This window comes from Sorangium sp. So ce693 (assembly GCF_051521375.1).
Lineage (GTDB): Bacteria > Myxococcota_A > Polyangia > Polyangiales > Polyangiaceae > Sorangium > Sorangium atrum.
Genome location: NZ_CP150347.1, coordinates 6157896 through 6177093, shown reverse-complemented (window position 1 = coordinate 6177093; position 19198 = coordinate 6157896). Strand labels below are relative to the sequence as shown.

The following is a 19198-nucleotide window of genomic DNA, read 5'->3' as shown; positions in this document are numbered from 1 at the left end:
AGTGGGGTGAGTGATCCGCCGAACCCAGGACGACACCGCGTCGAGGAGCCGACCATGAAGGATGTTCGTGACCGCCTCGATCAGCTGAGCCCCCTGCAGCGGGCGACGCTCGCGCTCAAGGAGATGCGCGCCCGCCTCGACGCGGTCCTGCACGCGCAGAAGGAGCCGATCGCCATCGTCGGGCTCGCGTGCCGCTTCCCCGGCGGGGCCAACAGCCCCGAGGCGTACTGGCGCATCCTGAGAGATGGCGTCGACGCGACCTCGGATGTCCCGCGCGATCGCTGGGACGGCGACGCGTTCTTCGACCCGGATCCCGACGCGCCCGGCAAGATGTACACGCGTCGATCAGGGTTCCTGAAGGGGCACGACGTCGACCGGTTCGACGCCCCGTTCTTCGGGATCTCGCCGCTCGAAGCCGCCATGATGGATCCTCAGCAGCGCCTGCTGCTCGAGCTCTCCTGGGAGGCTCTCGAGGACGCGGGACAGGCCCCCGATCGGCTGGTCGGCAGCCGCACGGGCGTGTTCGTCGGCGTCGCGACCGCCGACTACGCGCAGATCGCCGGACAGGGCGGGCTCTCCGCCCTCGACCCCTATATCGGCACCGGAAACTCGGTCAACACGACGGCGGGGAGGCTGTCGTTCGTCTTCGGGCTGCACGGACCGGCCGTGGCGCTCGACACCGCCTGCTCGTCATCGCTCGTCGCCTCGCACCTCGCTTGCCAGAGCTTGCGCGCGGGCGAGTCGGACATGGCGCTCGTCGGCGCGGTGAACCTGATCCTCACCCCGTCGGTGAACGTGCTCTATTCGCGGATGCGCGCGCTCGCGCCCGACGGGCGGTGCAAGACCTTCGACGCGTCCGCGGACGGCATGGTGCGCGGCGAGGGGGGCGCGGTCGTGGTGCTCAAGCGCCTCCGCGACGCGCAGCGGTGCGGCGATCGCGTCCTCGCGGTGATCCGCGGCTCCGCGGTCAACCACGACGGTCGCTCGAGCGGGCTGACGGTCCCGAGCGGAAGCGCGCAGCGAGCGGTGCTGCGCGCCGCGCTCGCCAGCGCCGGCGTCGCTCCGGCCGAGGTCCGCTTCATCGAGGCGCACGGCACCGGCACGCCGCTCGGCGATCCCATCGAGGTGAACGCGCTCGTCGCGGAGATGGGCGAGGGGCGCCCCGAGGACGCGCCGCTCTTGCTCGGCTCCGCGAAGGCCAACCTCGGGCACCTGGAGGCGTGCGCCGGCCTGGCAGGGCTCATCAAGGTCGTGCTCGCCCTGCGCCACGGCGAGATCCCGCCGCAGATCCACTTCCAGCGCTTGAACCCCGAGATCACGGAGGGCCGCTTCCCGCTCGTCATTCCGACGAACGCGGCCCCATGGCCCGAAGGTGGCGCGGCGCGCATCGCCGGCGTCAGCGCCTTCGGCGTGAGCGGCACCAACGCGCACGTGATCCTCGAGGCGCCGCCCCGCTCGGCCCCCGCCCCGCTCGAGGACGCTCCCGGCCAGGGAGCCTCGCCCGAGATCGCCGGTTCGCCTGCCGCTGCGGAGCCCGTCCCCGGCGATGCGTGGCTCCTCCCCATCTCGGCGAGGAGCGCGGACGCCTTGCACGACCTGGCGCGGGCCTACCACCTGCTGCTCGCGGACGGGGCCGACCTGCGGCTCGCGGATCTCTGCCACGCCGCGTCCCTCCGGCGCGCGCACCTCGAGCGGCGGCTCGCGGTGGTGGGCGGATCCCGCGAGGAGCTCGCGGAGGCGCTCTCGGCCTTCCTGCAGAAGGAGGTCCATCCGCGCTTCTTCGCCGGCAACGTGCAGCTCGGCCGCGCGCCCCGGATCGCGTTCGTCTTCTCCGGGCACAGCGGCCACTGGGTCGGCATGGGCCGCGGGCTCCTCGAGCGCGAGCCGGCGTTCCGGGAGGCGCTGCTCGCGTGCGACGGCGCCCTCGCGCCGTACATCGCGGGGTCGGTCGTCGAGCAGCTCGCCTCCGCGGACGCCGAGGCAGCGTGGGAGCGGCTCGAGATCGTGCAGCCCGTCGTGTTCGCGATGCAGGTGGCGCTCGCCGCGCTGTGGCGGTCGTGGGGCGTCGAGCCGCAGGCCGTCGTCGGCCACAGCATGGGGGAGATCGCCGCGGCGCACGTCGCGGGCGCGCTGAGCCTCGACGACGCCGCGCGCCTGGTCTGCCGCCGCAGCGAGATCATCGGGCGGGTGCAGGGCAAGGGGGCGATGGTGGTCGTCGCGCTCTCGGCGGAGCAGGCTCGCGCGGCGCTCGCCGGCTTCGAGGACCGGGTCGCCGTGGCCGTCTGCAACGGCCGCGCGTCCACCGTGCTGTCCGGCGATCCGGCGGCGCTGGAAGAGCTCCTTCCGAAGCTCGTGCGCCGCAACATCTTCGCGCGCAAGGTCAAGGGCGCGACCGCGGCCGGCCACAGCCCGCAGATGGACCCGCTGCTGCCGGAGCTCGTGCGCGCGCTCGCCGGCCTCGCGCCGCGCGCGGCGGCCGTGCCCTTCTATTCGACCGTCACCGCCGCGCCGCACGAGCCCGCGGCGCTCGGCCCCGAGTACTGGGCGCGGAACCTCCGGGAGCCGGTGCTGTTCGCGCAGGCGATCCAGCAGATGGGGATCGATGGATATGACGCCTTCATCGAGATCAGCCCGCACCCGCTGCTGCTCGGCGCGATCGAGCAGGTGCTCCGGCCGCAGGGCGGCGAGAGCACGCTCGTGCCGTCCACCAGGTCCGACGAGCCGGAGCGGATGACCCTGCGGGCTTCGCTGGGCCGGCTCTACGCCGCGGGCGCTCCGCTGGACTGGTCGCGCCTCGATGCGCCGGGCGGCCGGTTCGTTCCGCTGCCCACCTATCCCTGGAACCGGCAGCGGTACTGGGCGTCGCCCCCGGCGCCCGCGCCCGCGCAGGCCCCCGCGGTCCCGGCGTCCTCACGGCCCGGAACGTCGCATCCGCTGCTCGATCGGCGCGTCGTTTCGGCCCGCCTCTCCGGCGAGCAGTACTGGGAGCTCGATCTCGATCGGGAACGGCGCGCGTCCCTGTGCGCGATCCGCCTTCAGGGGATCGCGCTCGTGCCGTCCGCGATCTTCGTGGACATGGTGCTCGGCGCCGCGGCGGCGCTCCTCCCCTCCGGCGGGCGGGTGTTCGAGGATCTCGTCCTCCGCGACGCGCTTCTCCTCGAGGGGGACGAGGACGTGACGTTGCAGCTGATCCTGACGCCCGGGCCCGCGGGCGCGGCGTCGTTCGAGATCTGGAGCCGCGCCGCGCGGCCCGGGGGCGATCCGAGCGGCGGGATCCTCCGGGCGTCGGGCCGCGTTCGGGCCGCGGAGGCCGACAGCGACCCCACGGGCGACGGGCCTTCGCTCGACGCCTTGAAGGCGAGCGCCGGGACGACGTGCGACGGCGCGGCGTGTTACGCCCAGATCCTGGGGCGAGGGCTCGATGTCGGCCCGGCGATGCGGGCCATCGAGCACGTGTGGCGCGGGGAGGGCGAGGCGCTCGGCCGGCTCCGCCTCCCGGACGCGGCGACCGCGGGCCCGGGCGCCTGCGGGCTGCATCCAGCGCTGCTGGATGCGGCGTTCGAGCTGCTCGCGTCCCTCGCGCACGATCCGGAGACGCCGCCGATCGAGGGCGAGGCGCTCCTGCCGACGGGGATCGAGCGGCTCGTCCTCCATGCGGCCGGGCCGTCGTCCGGCGCGGCCTCGTGGTGCCACGCCACGGTCCACCCGCAGCCTTCGGGCGCGGGCTTCTCCGGCGATCTCCGCCTGCTCGACGCCGAGGGCAGGCTCCTGGCCGAGGTCCGAGGCCTGCGCCTGGATGTCCCCGATCGTCAGGCGGCGCGGCGCATCGTCGGGGCGCGCCTCGACCGGTGGCTCTACGAGCTCGCATGGGAGGCGGCTCCGCTGGCGGCGACGGCGGCCCCGGCGCCCGCTCCAGCCGGCCGCTGGCTGATCCTCACGGACGCGAGCGGGCTCGGCGAGGATCTGGCGCGCCTGCTCGCGCGGCGCGGCGAAGGCGCCCTCCTGGTGCGCCCTGCTCCGCGCTTCGTGGCGCCGCCGGAGGGCCCGTGGACCGTCCCGCCCGAGGAGCCGGAGGCGTTCGATCGCCTGCTCGCGGAGGCGCGGCTTTCAGGCCCTCTGCGCGGTGTCGTCCACCTGTGGAGCCTCGACGCGACCCCGCCTGCGCAAACGAGCGTCGCGTCCCTCGCGGCGGACGAGGCGAGGGGGACCACGGCGGTGCTCCACCTCGTGCAGGCCCTCGCGCGCTCGAACCAGGCGTCGCCCCTGTGGCTCGTGACGCGCAACGCGCAGCCGGTGCCGCGCGGCTCCGAGGATCTCGCGCTCGCCCAGGCGCCGCTGTGGGGGCTCGGGAAGGTGATCGCCCTCGAGCACCCCGAGCTGTGGGGCCGCGCGATCGATCTCGACCCCAGGGCGAGCAGCGATGAGGCACGGGGCCTGCTCGGCGCGATCGACGCCCGCGACAGCGAGGACTTCGTGGCCCTCCGCGGCGGCGAGCGCTACGTGGCCCGCCTGGTCCGGAGCGACGGGCCCAGGATGCCCGCGCAGCCGCTCGCGCTCCGGGCCGACGCCGCTTATCTCGTCACCGGGGGGCTCGGCGGGGCAGGCCTCCAGGTGGCCCGATGGCTCGTGGACCGGGGCGCGCGCCACGTCGTCGTCCTGGGCCGGCGGGGGCTCCCGCCGCGCGAGCTCTGGGACACGCTCGCGCCCGGCAGCGACGCGCGGCAGAAGGTGGAGCTCGTGCGATCGCTCGAGGCGCGCGGCGCGACCGTGCGCGCCCTGTCCGCGGACGCGGGCGATCCAGCCGACATGGCCGAGGCTCTCCGTTCGGTGCGCGCCGCCGGTCTGCCGCTGCGCGGCGTCCTCCACGCCGCGGGGGTGACGTCGAACACGTCGCTCCTGGAGACGGACGTCGAGATCCTCCGGTCCGTGCTCCACGCCAAGGTCGCTGGCACGTGGATCCTGCACGAGCTGACGCGCGATCAACAACCGCTCGATTTCTTCGTCTGCTTCTCATCGCCTGCCGCGGTCTGGGGCGCGGCGAGGCTCGGCGCGTACGCCGCGGCCAACCACTTCATGGACATCTTCGCGCACTACCGCAGGGCGCTCGGTCTGCCGGGGCAAAGCGTCAACTGGGGCGGCCTGGGCGGCGGCGGCATGATCACCGCCGACGTGCAGCGCTTCGCGGCGCAGATGGGCTTCGGCGTCATGCCGACGGCGCAGGCGCTCGAGGCGCTCGACGCGGTGATCCAGGGGGGCCCGGCGCAGCGCGCGGTCGCGCCGGTCGACTGGCGCATCTTCAAGGCGATCTTCGAGGCCCGGCGGCGCCGGACGCTGCTCGATCGGATCGAGATCCCCGCGGAGCCGAGCGCGGGGAGCGGCGAGGCGAAGGGCGCGTTTCGCAGGCGCCTCGACGAGGCCGAGCCGGCCGATCGGCGAAAGCTCCTGACGGCGCACGTCCGCGAAGCGGTGGCGTCGATCCTCGGCATGGAAGACCCGCTCGCGCTCGATACGGACCAGGGATTTTTTCAGATGGGCATGGATTCGATGATGAGCGTTCGATTGCGTAACCGGCTGGAGGTAAGCCTCGGCAGCTCGCTGCCGCCCACGCTTGCGTTCGAGCATCCGACGGTGGACGCCATGACCGGCTTCCTCGCGCGCGAGGTCCTCGCCATCGCTGCGCAGGCCGAGCCGCTCGTGCACGCTCCGCCGCCTGCCGGGGCGCAGGCGCGCGCCGAGGACGCGTCGCTCGACCGGCTCTCCGAGGACGAGCTGGAGGCGCTCTTGGCCGCGGAGCTCGGCGGCGCGCCGCAGGACGCCGCACCGTGAGCGCCGACGCTGACCGTTCGCCCGTCCTCAAGCGGGCCCTGCTGGAGCTGCGCGACCTCCGCGCGCGGCTCGCTGCCGCGGAGTCGGCCCGCAGCGAGCCGATCGCCATCGTCGGCATCGGCTGCCGGTTCCCCGGCGGCGCCGACACGAAGGAGGCCCTCTGGCAGCTCGTCCGCGACGGCGTGGACGCGACCCGGGAGGTGCCTGCAGATCGATGGGACGCGGCCGCGTTCTACGACCCGGACCCCGACGCGCCGGGCAAGATGTACACGAGCCGCGGCGGCTTCCTCGATCAGGTCGACGGCTTCGATGCGCGCTTCTTCGGCGTGTCGCCGCGCGAGGCGCAGAGCCTCGATCCGCAGCACCGCCTGCTCCTCGAGGTGAGCTGGGAGGCGCTCGAGGACGCCGCCGTCGCCCCGGATCGCCTCGCGCACAGCCGCACGGGCGTCTTCGTCGGGATCTCCTCGAGCGACTACGCCCATGTCGTCGGGGCGAGCGCGACGCTCTCCGGTCTCGACGCCTACTTCGGCCCCGGCACGGCGCTCAACTTCGCGCCGGGCAGGCTCTCCTATCTCCTCGGGCTCCAGGGGCCCAGCGTCGCCGTGGACACCGCGTGCTCCTCCTCGCTGGTCGCTGTCCACCTGGCCTGCCAGAGCCTGCGCAGCCGGGAGACCGACCTCGCTCTCGCGGCCGGCGTGAGCCTCATCCTGACGCCTGCCGCGCACATCGTGCTGTGCAAGACGCGGGTGCTCTCCCCCGAGGGCCGCTGCAAGACCTTCGACGCCTCGGCAGACGGCTACGCGCGGGGCGAGGGCTGCGGCGTCGTCGTGCTCCGCCGCCTGTCCGACGCGATCGCGGCGGGTGATCGCATCCTCGCCGTCATCCGCGGCTCGGCGGTGAACCAGGACGGCCCGAGCAGCGGCCTCACGGTCCCGAACGGGTCGGCGCAGCAGATGCTCGTCCGCGAGGCGCTCGCGAACGCCGGCGTGGAGCCGCACCACGTCGACTATGTCGAGGCGCACGGCACGGCGACGCCCCTCGGCGATCCGATCGAGGTGCGCGCGCTCGCGGCTGCCCTCGGGGCCGGGCGCGAGCCCGAGCGCCCGATCCTCCTCGGCTCGGTGAAGACCAACATCGGCCACCTCGAGGCAGGCGCGGGGATCGCGGGGCTCATCAAGGTGGCCCTCTCGCTCCATCACGGGGAAATCCCGCCGCACCTGCATTTCAAGACGCCGAACCCGTACATCGAGTGGGACCGGCTGCCGGCCCGCGTGGCGACGACGAGGATCCCGTGGCCGTCGGTCGACGGCCGTCGCATCGCGGGAGTGAGCTCGTTCGGGGCGAGCGGCACGAACGCCCACGTCGTCCTCGGCGGTGCGCCCGCGCCGCAGGCGGCTGCCGCCTCGGCGCCCGAGCGACCCGCCGACATCCTCTGCGTCTCGGCGCGGAGTGAAGAGGCGCTGCGCGTGCTCGCCGACCGTTACGAGCGCCACCTCGGATCCCACCCGGAGGAGCGGCTGGCGGACGTGTGCTTCACGGCGCGCGCGGGGCGAGCGCACTTCGCGCATCGGCTCTCGGTGGTCGCGTCGTCGCGCGAGCAGCTTTCCGCGCGGCTCGGCGCGTTCGCGCGGGGCGAGCGAGCGGAGCAGGCGGAGCAGGGCCGCGTGGAGCGAAAGGAGGCGCCGCAGGTGGCGTTCCTGTTCACGGGGCAGGGGTCGCAGTACGTGGGGATGGGGCGAGAGCTGTTCGCGACCGAGCCCGTGTTCCGGCGGGCGCTCGAGGAGTGCGACGCGCTGCTGAGGCCACACCTGAAGAGGCCGCTGCTCGAGGTGCTGTACCCGGCGGAGGGGCAGGCGAGCCCGCTGGACGAGACGGAGTACACGCAGCCCGCGCTGTTCGCGGTGGAGTATGCGCTGAGCGCGCAGTGGAAGGCGTGGGGAATAGAGCCGATTGCGGTGCTTGGGCACAGCGTGGGCGAGTACGTGGCGGCGTGCGTTGCGGGGGTGATGGGGCTGGAGCAGGGGCTCGAGCTCATCGCGACGCGAGGGCGGCTGATGCAGCAGCTGCCGAAGCAGGGGGCGATGGCGGCGCTGTTCGCGGACGAGGCGACGGTGGCGGAGGCGGTGAGGCCGTACGCGGCGGAGGTGTCGGTCGCAGCGGTGAACGGGCCGTCGGAGACGGTGGTGTCCGGGGCGCGGGGCGCGGTGACGGCGGTGGTGGAGGCGCTGGGAGCGCGCGGGGTCAAGGGCCGGTGGCTGAACGTGTCGCACGCGTTCCACTCGCCGCTGATGGCGCCGATGGTGGAGGCGTTCGAGCGGGCGGCGTCGAAGGTGAAGATGACGGCGCCGCAGCGGAAGCTGATCGCGAACGTGACGGGGAGAGCGGCGCGGGAGGAAGTGACGCAGGCGTCGTACTGGTCGAGCCATGTGCGGGCGCCGGTGCGGTTCATGGCGGGGATACGTGCGCTGCAGGAGGCGGGGGCGGAGGCGTTCGTGGAGGTGGGGCCGGCCCCTGTGCTCTCGGCGATGGGGCGGCGGTGCGTGGCGGAGGGGTCGGGGGTGTGGCTGCCGTCGCTGCGGCCGAAGCGCTCGGATTGCGCGCAGATGCTGGAGAGCCTTGGGGCGCTGTACGTGCGCGGCGCGAAGGTGGACTTCGCGGGCCTCGACCGCGACCGAGCGGGCCGGAAGATCGTGCTCCCGACCTATCCCTTCCAGCGCGAGCGGCACTGGGTAGAGGCCGGGCCGATGCAGCGCTGGGGAGAGGCGGCGGCGGTCGGCCCATCGCCCGTGGGGGCGCCTGCGACGCTGCTCGGGAAGCGCCTCGTGTCGCCAGCGATCCGGGACGTGATCTTCGAATCGCAGCTCGCCTCCGAGACGCTCTCGGTGCTGCGCGATCACCGCATCTACGGCCGCGTGGTCGTGTCGGGCGTCGTCCACCTTTCGCTGGTCGCTGCTGCTGCCGTCGCTGCGTTCGGCCCCACGGTCGGCATCGAGTACGAGGATATCTCGTTCTCGCAGCCGCTCATCCTGCCCGAGTCCGGCGCCCGTACGGTCCAGACGATCCTCACGCCCGGCGAGCCCGGCGTCGCGTCCTTCCAGCTCGTCAGCCTTGCGCCGGAGGCCTCCGGCGCGGACCGCTGGACGCTTCACACCACCGGCCGCGTGCGCGTCTCGGGCACGGCTCCGCCCCGCCCGGCGGCTCGCTCGATCGAGGCGCTCAAGGCGCGCTGCAGCGAGGAGCGGGACGGCGCCGATTATTACGCGCGCCTGTGGCGCTGGGACGAGCACTACGTCGGCGCGAGCTTCCAGGTCATCGAGCGGATCTGGCGCAGGGACGGCGAGGTCGTCGCGCGGCTCGCGCTCCCTCCGGAGGACGTCGTGCGCCCGCACGGCGTCGAGGTCGATCGCGACGCCGTGATGACCATGTGCATGGACGAAGTCTACGGCCAGGTGCTGATCGCCGCGGTTCCCGGCTACGAGGCGCTCTTGCTCGAGTCCGGGCAGACGTTCATCGGGCAGCGCGTGGATCGCTGCCAGGACTACGCTTCCGCCTCGCACAACGCCGCCTATGCCCACGCCGTCCTGCGCCCGTCCGAAGGCGAGGATCTCTGCGGGGACGTGTACCTCCTCGCTGAGGGCGGAGAGGTCCTGGCCAGGGTCGAGGGCATGCGCCTCCGTCGAATCGGGCGGACGCAGCTCAAGCAGGCGATCGAGCGCAGCGCCCGCCGCGCTCGGCGAGGCGCGGTGTCGCTGGACGAGCTCCGCGCCCAGGGCCCGGGCGAGATGCCTCGCCGGCTGGACGACTACCTGCGCGGGCAAGTGGCCGACGTCCTCTCCGTCCCGGTGTCCGCCGTCTCCTCGCTCGACTCGCCGCGCGATCTCGGGCTGGACTCGCTGATGGCCGTCGAGCTCCGGAACGGCGTGCAGGCCGATCTCGGGGTAGCGTTGCCGCTCGCCGACCTCTCGCAGGGGGCGACCCTCACGCAGCTCACCGCGTGGCTCGTGAAGGAGCTCGGCGCCGAGCGCCCGCCCTCGTCCGTCGCGCCGGCGCCGTCCGCGGGGCCCGGGGGCGCGTCGTCTTCCCCCCCAGTGATCTCGGCGGCAGCGCCTCCGCCCGCTCCCGCCGCCGTGCATCGCGCGCCGGCGCCCGATCGCGGCGATCGATGGATCCGCCGCTTTGCGACCGGCGCCGCAGGAAAGCCGCGGCTTCGCCTCTTCTGCTTCCCGCACGGCGGCGGCAGCGCGTCGGCCTACAGCGCCTGGCCGCGGAGCCTTCCGCCGGACATCGAGGTGTGCGCCGTCCAGCTGCCCGGGCGCCAGGAGCGGCTCGCGGAGCCGCCCATCACGCAGATCGGGCCGCTCGTCGAGGCGGTGGCCGCGGCGATCGAGCCGTACCTGGACGGCCCCTATGCCCTCTTCGGCGCGAGCAAGGGGGCGCTCGTCGCCTTCGAGCTCGCGCGCGAGCTGCGCCGCCGCGGCGCCCCCGCGCCGGAGCACCTGCTCGTCGCGGCGTACCCGGCACCCCACCTGCCGAACCCGCTCCGCGCGAGGGCGGACATGGTCGCCTCGCTGCGGGCCGAGGACGCCTCGGCGATCGACGCGCTGCGCCGCTTCGGGCTCGTGCCCGAGGCGCTGCTCGATCCCGACGTGCTCCGGCTCGCGCTGACGGCGCTGCGCGCCGATGCCGAGGTGATCCTTGGCTACGAGCACCGGGAGGAGCCGCCGCTGACGGTCCCTGTCTCGGTGTTCGGCGGGAGCGAGGACGTCGACATCCCCCGCGACGATCTCCTCGGCTGGGCGCGCCACACCGACGGCGCCTTCGAGCTCCAGGTGCTGCCCGGGCCCCACCTCTTCTTCCTGACCGGCGCGACACGGCTGCTCCGCGCGATCGCGCGATCGCTGTCCGGAGCGCCGAGCGCGGCGCCCCGACCGAGCGCGCCGCAGGCCGCGGCGGCCGACGAGCCGATCGCGATCGTCGGGCTCTCGTGCCGGTTCCCCGGGGGCGCGGGCGATCCCGAGGCTTACTGGCGGCTCTTGCGGGACGGGGTGGACGCGATCCGCGAGGTGCCGGAGGGGCGCTGGGGGCCCTGGGCCTTTGCGGGCCTCCGCTCCGGAGAGCCCTGGGAAGCGGCGGTCCGTCGCGGCGGATTCGTGGACGGGATCGAGCAGTTCGACGCGCAGCGGTTCGGCATCTCCGACGCCGAGGCGGAGCAGCTGGACCCGCTGCAGCGGCTGGTGCTGGACCTCTGCTGGGAGGCGCTGGCGCACGCCGGGCAGGCGCCGCTCGAGTCGGCCGGGCGCGCGGGCGGCGTGTTCGTCGGGGCGTGCGGCGGGGAGTACGCGCAGCTGAAGGCGCAGCACGGCGCGGCGATCGACGCCTTCCGGCTGACGGGCGAGAGCGCGAGCCTGCTCGCCGGCCGCGTCTCGCACGTGCTCGGGTGGCGCGGGCCGAGCCTGGTCGTGGACACGGCGTTCTCGTCGTCGCTCATGGCCGTGCACCTCGCGAGCGAGGGCCTGCGGAGGCGCGAGTGCGACGTGGCGCTCGCGTGCGGGGCGCACTGGATCTTGAGCCCGCTCGGGAGCGTGAAGCTCTGGAAGATGGGGGTGCTCTCGCCCGACGCGCGCTGCCGCACGTTCGACGTCGGGGCGAACGGGTTCGTGCGGGGCGAGGGCGGCGGCGCGCTCGTGCTGAAGCGGCTGTCGGACGCGCAGCGCGACGGGGACCGCATCTGGGCGCTGATCCGGGGCGGGGCTTCGACCCACGATGGCCGTACGGAGGGGCTGCTCGCGCCGAGCCCCGAGGCGCAGGAGGCGATGCTGCGGGCGGCGTGGGCGCGCGCGGGCGTGACCCCGGAGCAGATCGGCTACATCGAGGCGCACGGGACGGGCACGAGAGCGGGCGATCGCGCGGAGGCGCGGGCGATCGGGCGCGCGCTGGGCGACGGGCCGGGCGTCCGGTGCGCGGTCGGATCGGTGAAGACCAACCTCGGGCACCTCGAGGCCGCGGCCGGGATGGCGGGCCTGATCAAGGTCGTGCTCTCGCTCGCCCACGAGGAGATCCCCCCGCACTTGCACCTCAGGCAGCTCAACCCGAGCCTCTCGCTGGAAGGCGGGAGGATCGACGTGCCGACGTCGCGGCGGCCGTGGCCGCGCGGCGGGCAGCGGCGCATCGCGGGCGTGAGCGCCTTCGGGATGAGCGGGACCAACGTGCACGTCGTCGTCGAGGAAGGGCCTCCCCCGACGCGCGCGGTGGTCTCAACGGCGGGCGCGCAGCTCCCCGACGGGCCGGCAGAGCGCGGCGCGTCGCAGGCGCTCGCGCGGAAGCGGTACCCGCTCATCCAAGGCAGCGCGACGGACGGGGCCCTCGCCGAGCGAGGCCCGGAGCAGGCCGGGGGCGCGACGCGGGAGCCCGCGCTTCGAGCGCTGCTGCGCGGGACGGCGGCGATCGAGCGGCGCCGCGCGCTGCTCGATGCGGTCACCGCGTGCGTCGCGCGCCTGGTCCCGACGCAGGGCGCGCTGGATCCCTCGCGGCCGCTGCATGATCTCGGGCTCGACTCGCTCGGCGCGGTCGAGCTGCGCGGCCTGCTCGATCAGCGATCGGGCCTCACGAGCTCGGACACGCTGCTCTTCAGCTATCCGTCGATCCAGGCGCTCGCTGGCTACCTCGACACGGCGCTCCAGGAGGATCTCGCTCCGCGCGGCGAGGCCGAGGCCTCGAGCCCCGCGCCGCTCCCGCAGCCCACGAGCGCGGCCGCGCCGCTCGGGCATGCCGAGGAGCCGATCGCCATCGTCGGGCTCGCGTGCCGGTTCCCCGGCGGAGCGGACGATCCGGGGACGTTCTGGGAGCTCCTCCTCGAGGGGCGGGACGCGGTGACCGAGATCCCTGCGGACCGCTGGGACGTCGAGGCTTTCTACGACCCGGACCCGGACGTACCCGGCAGGATGTCCACGCGGTGCGGCGCGTTCCTGCGTGACGTCGATCGGTTCGACGCGGGCTTCTTCGGGATCTCACCGCGCGAGGCCGAGGAGATGGATCCACAGCAGCGCGTGCTCCTGGAGCTGTGCTGGGAGGCGCTCGAGCGGGCAGGGCAGCCTCCTGATCGGCTGCAAGGTCGGTCGGTCGGCGTGTTCGCCGGCGTGTACCGCCACGACTACGGCTGGGTGAGGCAGGCCCGGCTGGGAACGGACGGCATCACGACGTACAGCGCGACGGGGGATCTGCTGAGCGTGGGTCCCGGGCGCGTCGCGTACGCGCTCGGGCTGCACGGGCCGAGCATGGTGGTGGACACCGCCTGCTCGTCGTCGCTCGTGGCGGTGCACCTCGCCTGCCAGAGCCTGCGCTCGGGGGAGAGCGAGATGGCGCTGGCGGCCGGGGTCAACCTCATCCTCTCGCCCGAGGGGCACATCGAGCTCTCGCAGATGCGCGCTCTGTCGCCGGACGGCCGTTGCAAGACGTTCGACGCGCGCGCGGACGGCTACGGCCGCGGCGAGGGCTGCGGCGTGCTGGTGCTGAAGCGGCTCGCGGATGCCCGTCGAGACGGCGACGAGATCTGGGCGCTCATCCTGGGCTCGGCGGTCAACCAGGACGGCCGGAGCAACGGGCTCACCGCGCCGAACGGGCTCGCGCAGCAGGGCATGCTGCGCAAGGCGCTCGCGAGCGCGGGCATCCGGGCGGAGCAAGTCGACTACATCGAGGCGCACGGGACGGGCACGTCGCTCGGCGACCCCATCGAGGTGGAGGCGATCAAGGACGTCTTCGGCGCGCCGCGGCCGGACGGGTCGCCGTGCGTCCTCGGCTCGGTCAAGGCGAACATCGGGCACCTCGAGTCGGCCGCGGGCGTCGCGGGGCTCATCAAGGTCGCGCTCTCGATGCGGCACGAGACGGTGCCCGGGCAAGCCCACTTCGAGCAGCTGAGCTCGCGGTTGTCGCTCGACGGCACGCCGCTCGTGATCCCGCGGGGGCCGCTCCCGTGGCGGCGCGGCGCCCGGCGGCGCGTCGCCGGGGTCAGCTCGTTCGGCATCAGCGGCACCAACGCGCACGTCGTGCTCGCGGAGGCACACGAGGCGCAGCCGCCTCCGGAGGCAGCGGCCTCCGGCCCGCTCGTGCTCCCCGTCTCGGCCCGCAGCGCCGGGGCGCTCGCGGCGCTCGCCCGTGCCTACAAGGACCTGCTGTCCTCCGGAGACGCGCCGCCCATGGCCGCCGTGTGCAGGACGGCGAGCGTCCGCCGCAGCCACGAGCCTCACCGGCTCGCGGCGGTCTTCGCCACGCGCGAGGAGCTCGTCGAGCAGCTCGACGCCTTCCTGACGGGGCGCCCCGGCGTAGCGTCGGGCGTCGTCGAGGAGAGGCCGCCCCGGCTCGTGCTCGTCTTTCCGGGGCAGGGCTCGCAGTGGGTGGGCATGGGGCGCGCGCTGCTCCAGGCCGAGCCTGCGTTCACCGCGGCGATCGAGGCCTGCGAGCAGGCGATGCGCCCGCACGTCGACTGGTCGCTGACGGCCCAGATCGGCGCGGACGGGGCGGCTTCGCGGTTCGGCGAGATCGACGTCGTGCAGCCTGTTCTCTGGGCCATCGAGGTGGCCCTCGCGGCGCTGTGGAGGTCCTGGGACGTCGAGCCGGACGCGGTGCTCGGGCACAGCATGGGTGAGGTGGCCGCGGCGCACGTCGCCGGCGTCCTGAGCCTCGAGGACGCGGCCCGGATCATCTGCCGGCGCAGCCGCCTCATGCGCCGCGTGAGCGGGCGCGGCGCCATGGCGCTGGTCGAGCTCACGATGGCCGAGGCCGAGCGCGCGCTCGCCGGGCACGAGCAGCGGCTCTCGATCGCGGCGAGCAACGGTCCCCGGTCGACGGTGCTGTCGGGCGACGCGCAGGCGCTCGACGAGGTGCTCGCGCGGCTCGAGGGGCGCGGGGTCTTCTGCCGGCGCGTCAAGGTCGACGTCGCGTCGCACAGCCCGGAGGTGGAGGGGTTGCTCGACGAGCTCGTGGGGGAGCTCGCGGGGATCCGGCCGCAGCGAGCGCGCGTGCCGATGCTCTCGACCGTGACGGGGCGGTACGTCGAGGGACCCGAGCTCGACGCGCGTTACTGGGCGCGAAACCTGCGGGAGCCCGTGCGGTTCGCCGCGGGCGTGGAGGCGCTGAGCGCGGAGGGGCCCACGGCGTTCCTCGAGGCGAGCCCGCACCCCGTGCTGCTGCCGTCGATCGAGGACGGGCTTTCGGCGTGGTCGCGCCGGGGCGCTTGCCTGCCCTCGTCGAGGCGCGACGAGGACGAGCAACGTGTCCTCCGGACCTCGCTCGCCGCGCTCTATGTGCTCGGCTCGGGCGTCGCGTGGAAGCAGCTCTACCCTGGGGATCACCCGCCGGTCGCGCTGCCTTCGTACCCGTGGCAGCGCGAGCGCTTCTGGCTCGACGCGCCGCCCGGCGGGCCCTCGCGATCGCGCGCCCGCGGCGCCGCCCTGCTCGGTGAGCGCCGCGATCTCTCCGCGGATCCGGCGGTGCACACCTGGGAGGTCGAGCTCTCGGCCGCGCACGTGCCGTACCTGGCCGATCACCGCGTCGACTCGGCGGTCGTCCTGCCGGCCACCGCCTATGCGGAGATGGCGCTCGCCGCTGCGCGCGCGGTCCTCGGCCCCGGTCCGCACGCCGTGGAGGCGATGCTCCTGGAGCGCGCGCTGGCGCTGCCAGACGCGGGGGAGCGGCTCGGACAGGTCGTGCAGACGGTGCTGCGCGTCGACCACGCCGACCGTGCGACCTTCGAGATCTTCAGCAGGTCCGGGGCTGCCGCCGGCGCGGATCGGCGCGACGCCGGGTCGCCCTGGACGCGGCACGCTCGAGGCGCCGTGCGCGCGGCCGCCGGCGCGGGGGAGCGGCCGCCGATCGACCGGGCCGCCGTCGAGGCGCGGTGCACCCGTGTCCTCTCGCGGGAGCAGCACTACGCCCATATGGAGGCGATGAGCCTGCGCTACGGCCCCCGCTTCCAGGGCGTCGTCGAGGTCCGCTGCGGCCTGGGCGAGGGCCTGGCCCGGGTGCGCCTGCCCGATCGGCTCGCGACGGCGGGACACGTGGTTCATCCGGCCCTCCTCGACGCATGCTTCCAGGCTGCGCTCTCCGTCGCGACCTCTGGCCAGGGCGGCTCCGCCTGCATGCTGCCCGTCGGCGTGGAGCGGCTCCGCGTGGGCGAGCGGATCGAGACCGACCTCGCATGCCACATCGTCGTGCGCGATCGTGACGCCGGCGCCGTGGCGGACCGCGCGATCGCAGACGTCCGGCTGATCGACGCCGGCGGCCGCGAGGTCGCGGAGGTGCTCGGCCTGTCGTTCCAGCGCGTGGAGCTCGGGCAAACCGAGCCCGCGAGCGCCTGGTACTACGAGGTCGCGTGGAGGCCCGCGCACGCGGACGCCGCGGAGCGAGCGCCCGCCGAGCGGCCCTCCGCCGTCCTCGTCCTCGCGGATCGGGGGGGCGTCGGCGAGGCGCTCCTCGGGCGCCTCACGGACGCCGGCGCCGCCTGCGTGCTGGTTCGGCGGGGGCCGCGCTACCGCAGGATCGCGGCCCGCGAGCTCGAGGTCGGGCTGGAGGACGCAGACGGGCTCGCGACGATGCTCCGGGAGGCCGCCGCCGAGCTGGGGCGGCCTGCGCCGGACGCCATCGTCCACCTCGCCTCGCTCGACGCGGTCCCGGCCGAGGCGGCCACGGCCGACGCGCTGAGCGCCGCATGCGCGCTCACGTGCGGCAGCGCCCTCGGGCTCGCGCAGGCGATCGCGCAGGCCGGTTACCGCGACGCCCCCCGCCTCTGGCTGGTCACGCGCGGCGCACAGCCCGTGGAAGGGGAGGGGGCGGCGTGCGCGGTGGCGCAGGCGCCGCTCTGGGGCTTCGGGCGGACGCTCATGCACGAGCACCCCGAGCTGCGCTGCTCGCTCGTCGATCTCGATCCGCTCGCGGAGGGCGGCGACCTCGACGCGCTGGCGCGCGAGCTCAGGGCCGACGGCGCGGACGACCAGGTAGCCTTCCGGAACGGAAGTCGTCATGTCGCGCGGCTCGTGCGCGCGGATCGACGCGCGGAGGCGCCGCCGCGCGCGCGCGCGGGCGACCGTGCGTTCCGCCTGGAGGCCGATCGGCAGGGCGTGCTCGACGGGCTCGTGCTGCGGGCGCGCCCGCGCCGCGCGCCGAGCGTGGACGAGGTCGAGATCGAGGTCGCCGCGGCAGGCCTCAACTTCCGCGATGTCCTGCTCGCGCTGGGGGCGCTCCCGGACCCGGGCACGGACGCCTCGGGGCCGCCGCTTGGCCGGGAGTGCGCCGGTCGCGTCGTCGCGGTCGGCGCCGGGGTCGAGGACCTGCGCGTGGGGGACGAGGTGATCGCGCTCGCATCCCGCTGCTTCGGCACGCACGCCGTCACCCCGCGCCGGCTCGTGCTCCGCAGGCCTCCCTCGATGAGCGCCGAGGACGCCGCCTCGATCCCGCTCGCGTTTCTGACCGCCTTTCACGCCCTGCACCACGTCGCGCGGCTGCGGCGGGGCGAGCGCGTGCTCATCCACGCCGCGGCGGGCGGCGTGGGGATGGCGGCCGTGCAGATCGCGGCGCGCGCCGGGGCGGAGATCTTCGCCACGGCCGGCTCGGCGGAGAAGCGGAGCGCCCTCTCCGCGATGGGCGTCCAGCACGTCCTGAGCTCCCGCGATCTCTCCTTCGCCGACGAGATCGAGGAGCGCACCGGGGGGCAGGGCGTGGACGTCGTCCTGAACTCGCTGGCCGGCGACTTCATCCCGAGGAGCCTCGATCTCCTCCGGGACTACGGGCGCTTCATCGAGCTCGGCATGCGCGACTACGAGGCCGATCGGCGGATCGGGCTCCGGCCCTTCCTGCGCAAGCTGACCTTCGCGCTCGTCGACCTCCGCGGGATGATCGTGGAGCGGCCCGACCACACGCGCGCGCTCTTCGAGGAGGTCATGGCGCTCTTCGAGGCCGGCGAGCTCAAGCCGCTCCCGCGCCGCGTCCTGCCGATCGCGGACGCGAGCCAGGCCTTCGCGCTCATGGCGCGCGCCGAGCACATCGGCAAGGTCATCCTCTCGCTCGACGGCGCAAAGGACGCGCCGATCGCCCCTGCCCGCAGCGAGGAGCAGCGCATCATGGGAGACGCCACGTACCTCATCACGGGCGGCCTCGGAGGCATCGGCTTGCGCCTCGCGGCGTGGCTCGTGGCGAGGGGGGCTCGCCACCTCGTCCTCCTCGGGCGGAGCTCCGCCTCGGAGCAGGCCGAGGAGGCGCTCGCCGCGCTCCGCGCGGCGGGGGCCGAGGTGCGCGTCGCCCGCGCCGACGTCGCCGTTCGGACCGAGCTCGACGCGGTGCTCGACGACATCGATCGCTCGATGCCAGAGCTCCGGGGCGTCATCCACGCCGCGGGGCTCCTCGACGACGGCGCGATCGCTCGGCTCCGCTACGAGCGCGTGGAGCGCGTGATGGCGCCGAAGGTCCTCGGCGCGTGGAACCTGCACGAGCTCACGCGGACCCGGCCGCTGGATCTCTTCGTGCTCTGCTCTTCGGCCACCGCGCTGCTCGGCTCGCCGGGGCAGGCGAGCTACACCGCGGCCAACGCGTTCCTCGACGCACTCGCGCACCACCGGCGCGCGCTCGCGCTGCCGGCGACGGCGATCAACTGGGGCACCTGGAGGGAGGTCGGGCTCGCCGCGGCCCAGGAGAACCGGGGCGAGCGGCTCGCCTCGCGCGGCCTCGATGGGCTCGCGCCCGACGAGGGCGTCGAGACCTTTGCGCGCATCCTCTCGCAGGGCGCCGCCCAGCGCGCTGCCATGCGCTTTCACCCGCGCCGCTGGCAGGAGTTCCACCTCGCCGCGGCGCGCTCGCCCTTCCTCGCGGAGCTCGCGGGCGACCTGGCCGGTCAGGCGGACCCGCGGGGCGCCGCTGGATCCATCCGATCGCAGATCGCCTCCGCGCCTCCGGGAGAGCGCCGGGCCGCGCTGGAGGCGCACCTCAGGGATCAGATCGCCCGGGTGCTGCGCTGCGAGCCGTCGCGCGTGGGCGCGGGCACCCCGCTCCAGCAGGCCGGGCTCGACTCGCTCACGGCGATGGAGCTCAGGAACCGGCTCGAAGCGAGCCTCGGCGTCTCGCTGACCGCCACGCTGATCTGGCGGCATCCGACGGTGGTCGACCTCTCGGAGTACCTCGCCTCCGCGATGGACATCCCGCTCGGCGCCGCCGCCGAGCCCGCGCTCCCGCCCGTCCCCGAGCCGTCCCCGGCGGCGGCCGCGTTGACCGATGACGGCGCGCAGAAGATCGCGAAGGTGCTGCGCGCGCTCAAGAAGCTCTCGGCGAGCCGCCGAGGCCCTTCGGAAGAGGGCGGAACGGACCGGTAGGCAGCGCATGAAAGAAGAAT

Annotated in this window: 2 protein-coding genes; both read left to right on the top strand. The window is 74.6% G+C overall.

Annotated features, from left to right (window positions below):
* Window positions 1–54 precede the first annotated feature (54 nt).
* Window positions 55–5826 (top strand): type I polyketide synthase, encoded by a 5772-nt coding sequence (locus WMF14_RS23020; RefSeq protein ID WP_437803666.1) that lies wholly within the window; start codon window positions 55–57, stop codon window positions 5824–5826.
* Window positions 5823–19178, top strand: a complete 13356-nt coding sequence (locus WMF14_RS23015) for an SDR family NAD(P)-dependent oxidoreductase (protein WP_437803664.1) — start codon at window positions 5823–5825, stop codon at window positions 19176–19178. The genes WMF14_RS23020 and WMF14_RS23015 overlap by 4 nt, the downstream gene beginning before the upstream one ends.
* Window positions 19179–19198 lie beyond the last annotated feature (20 nt).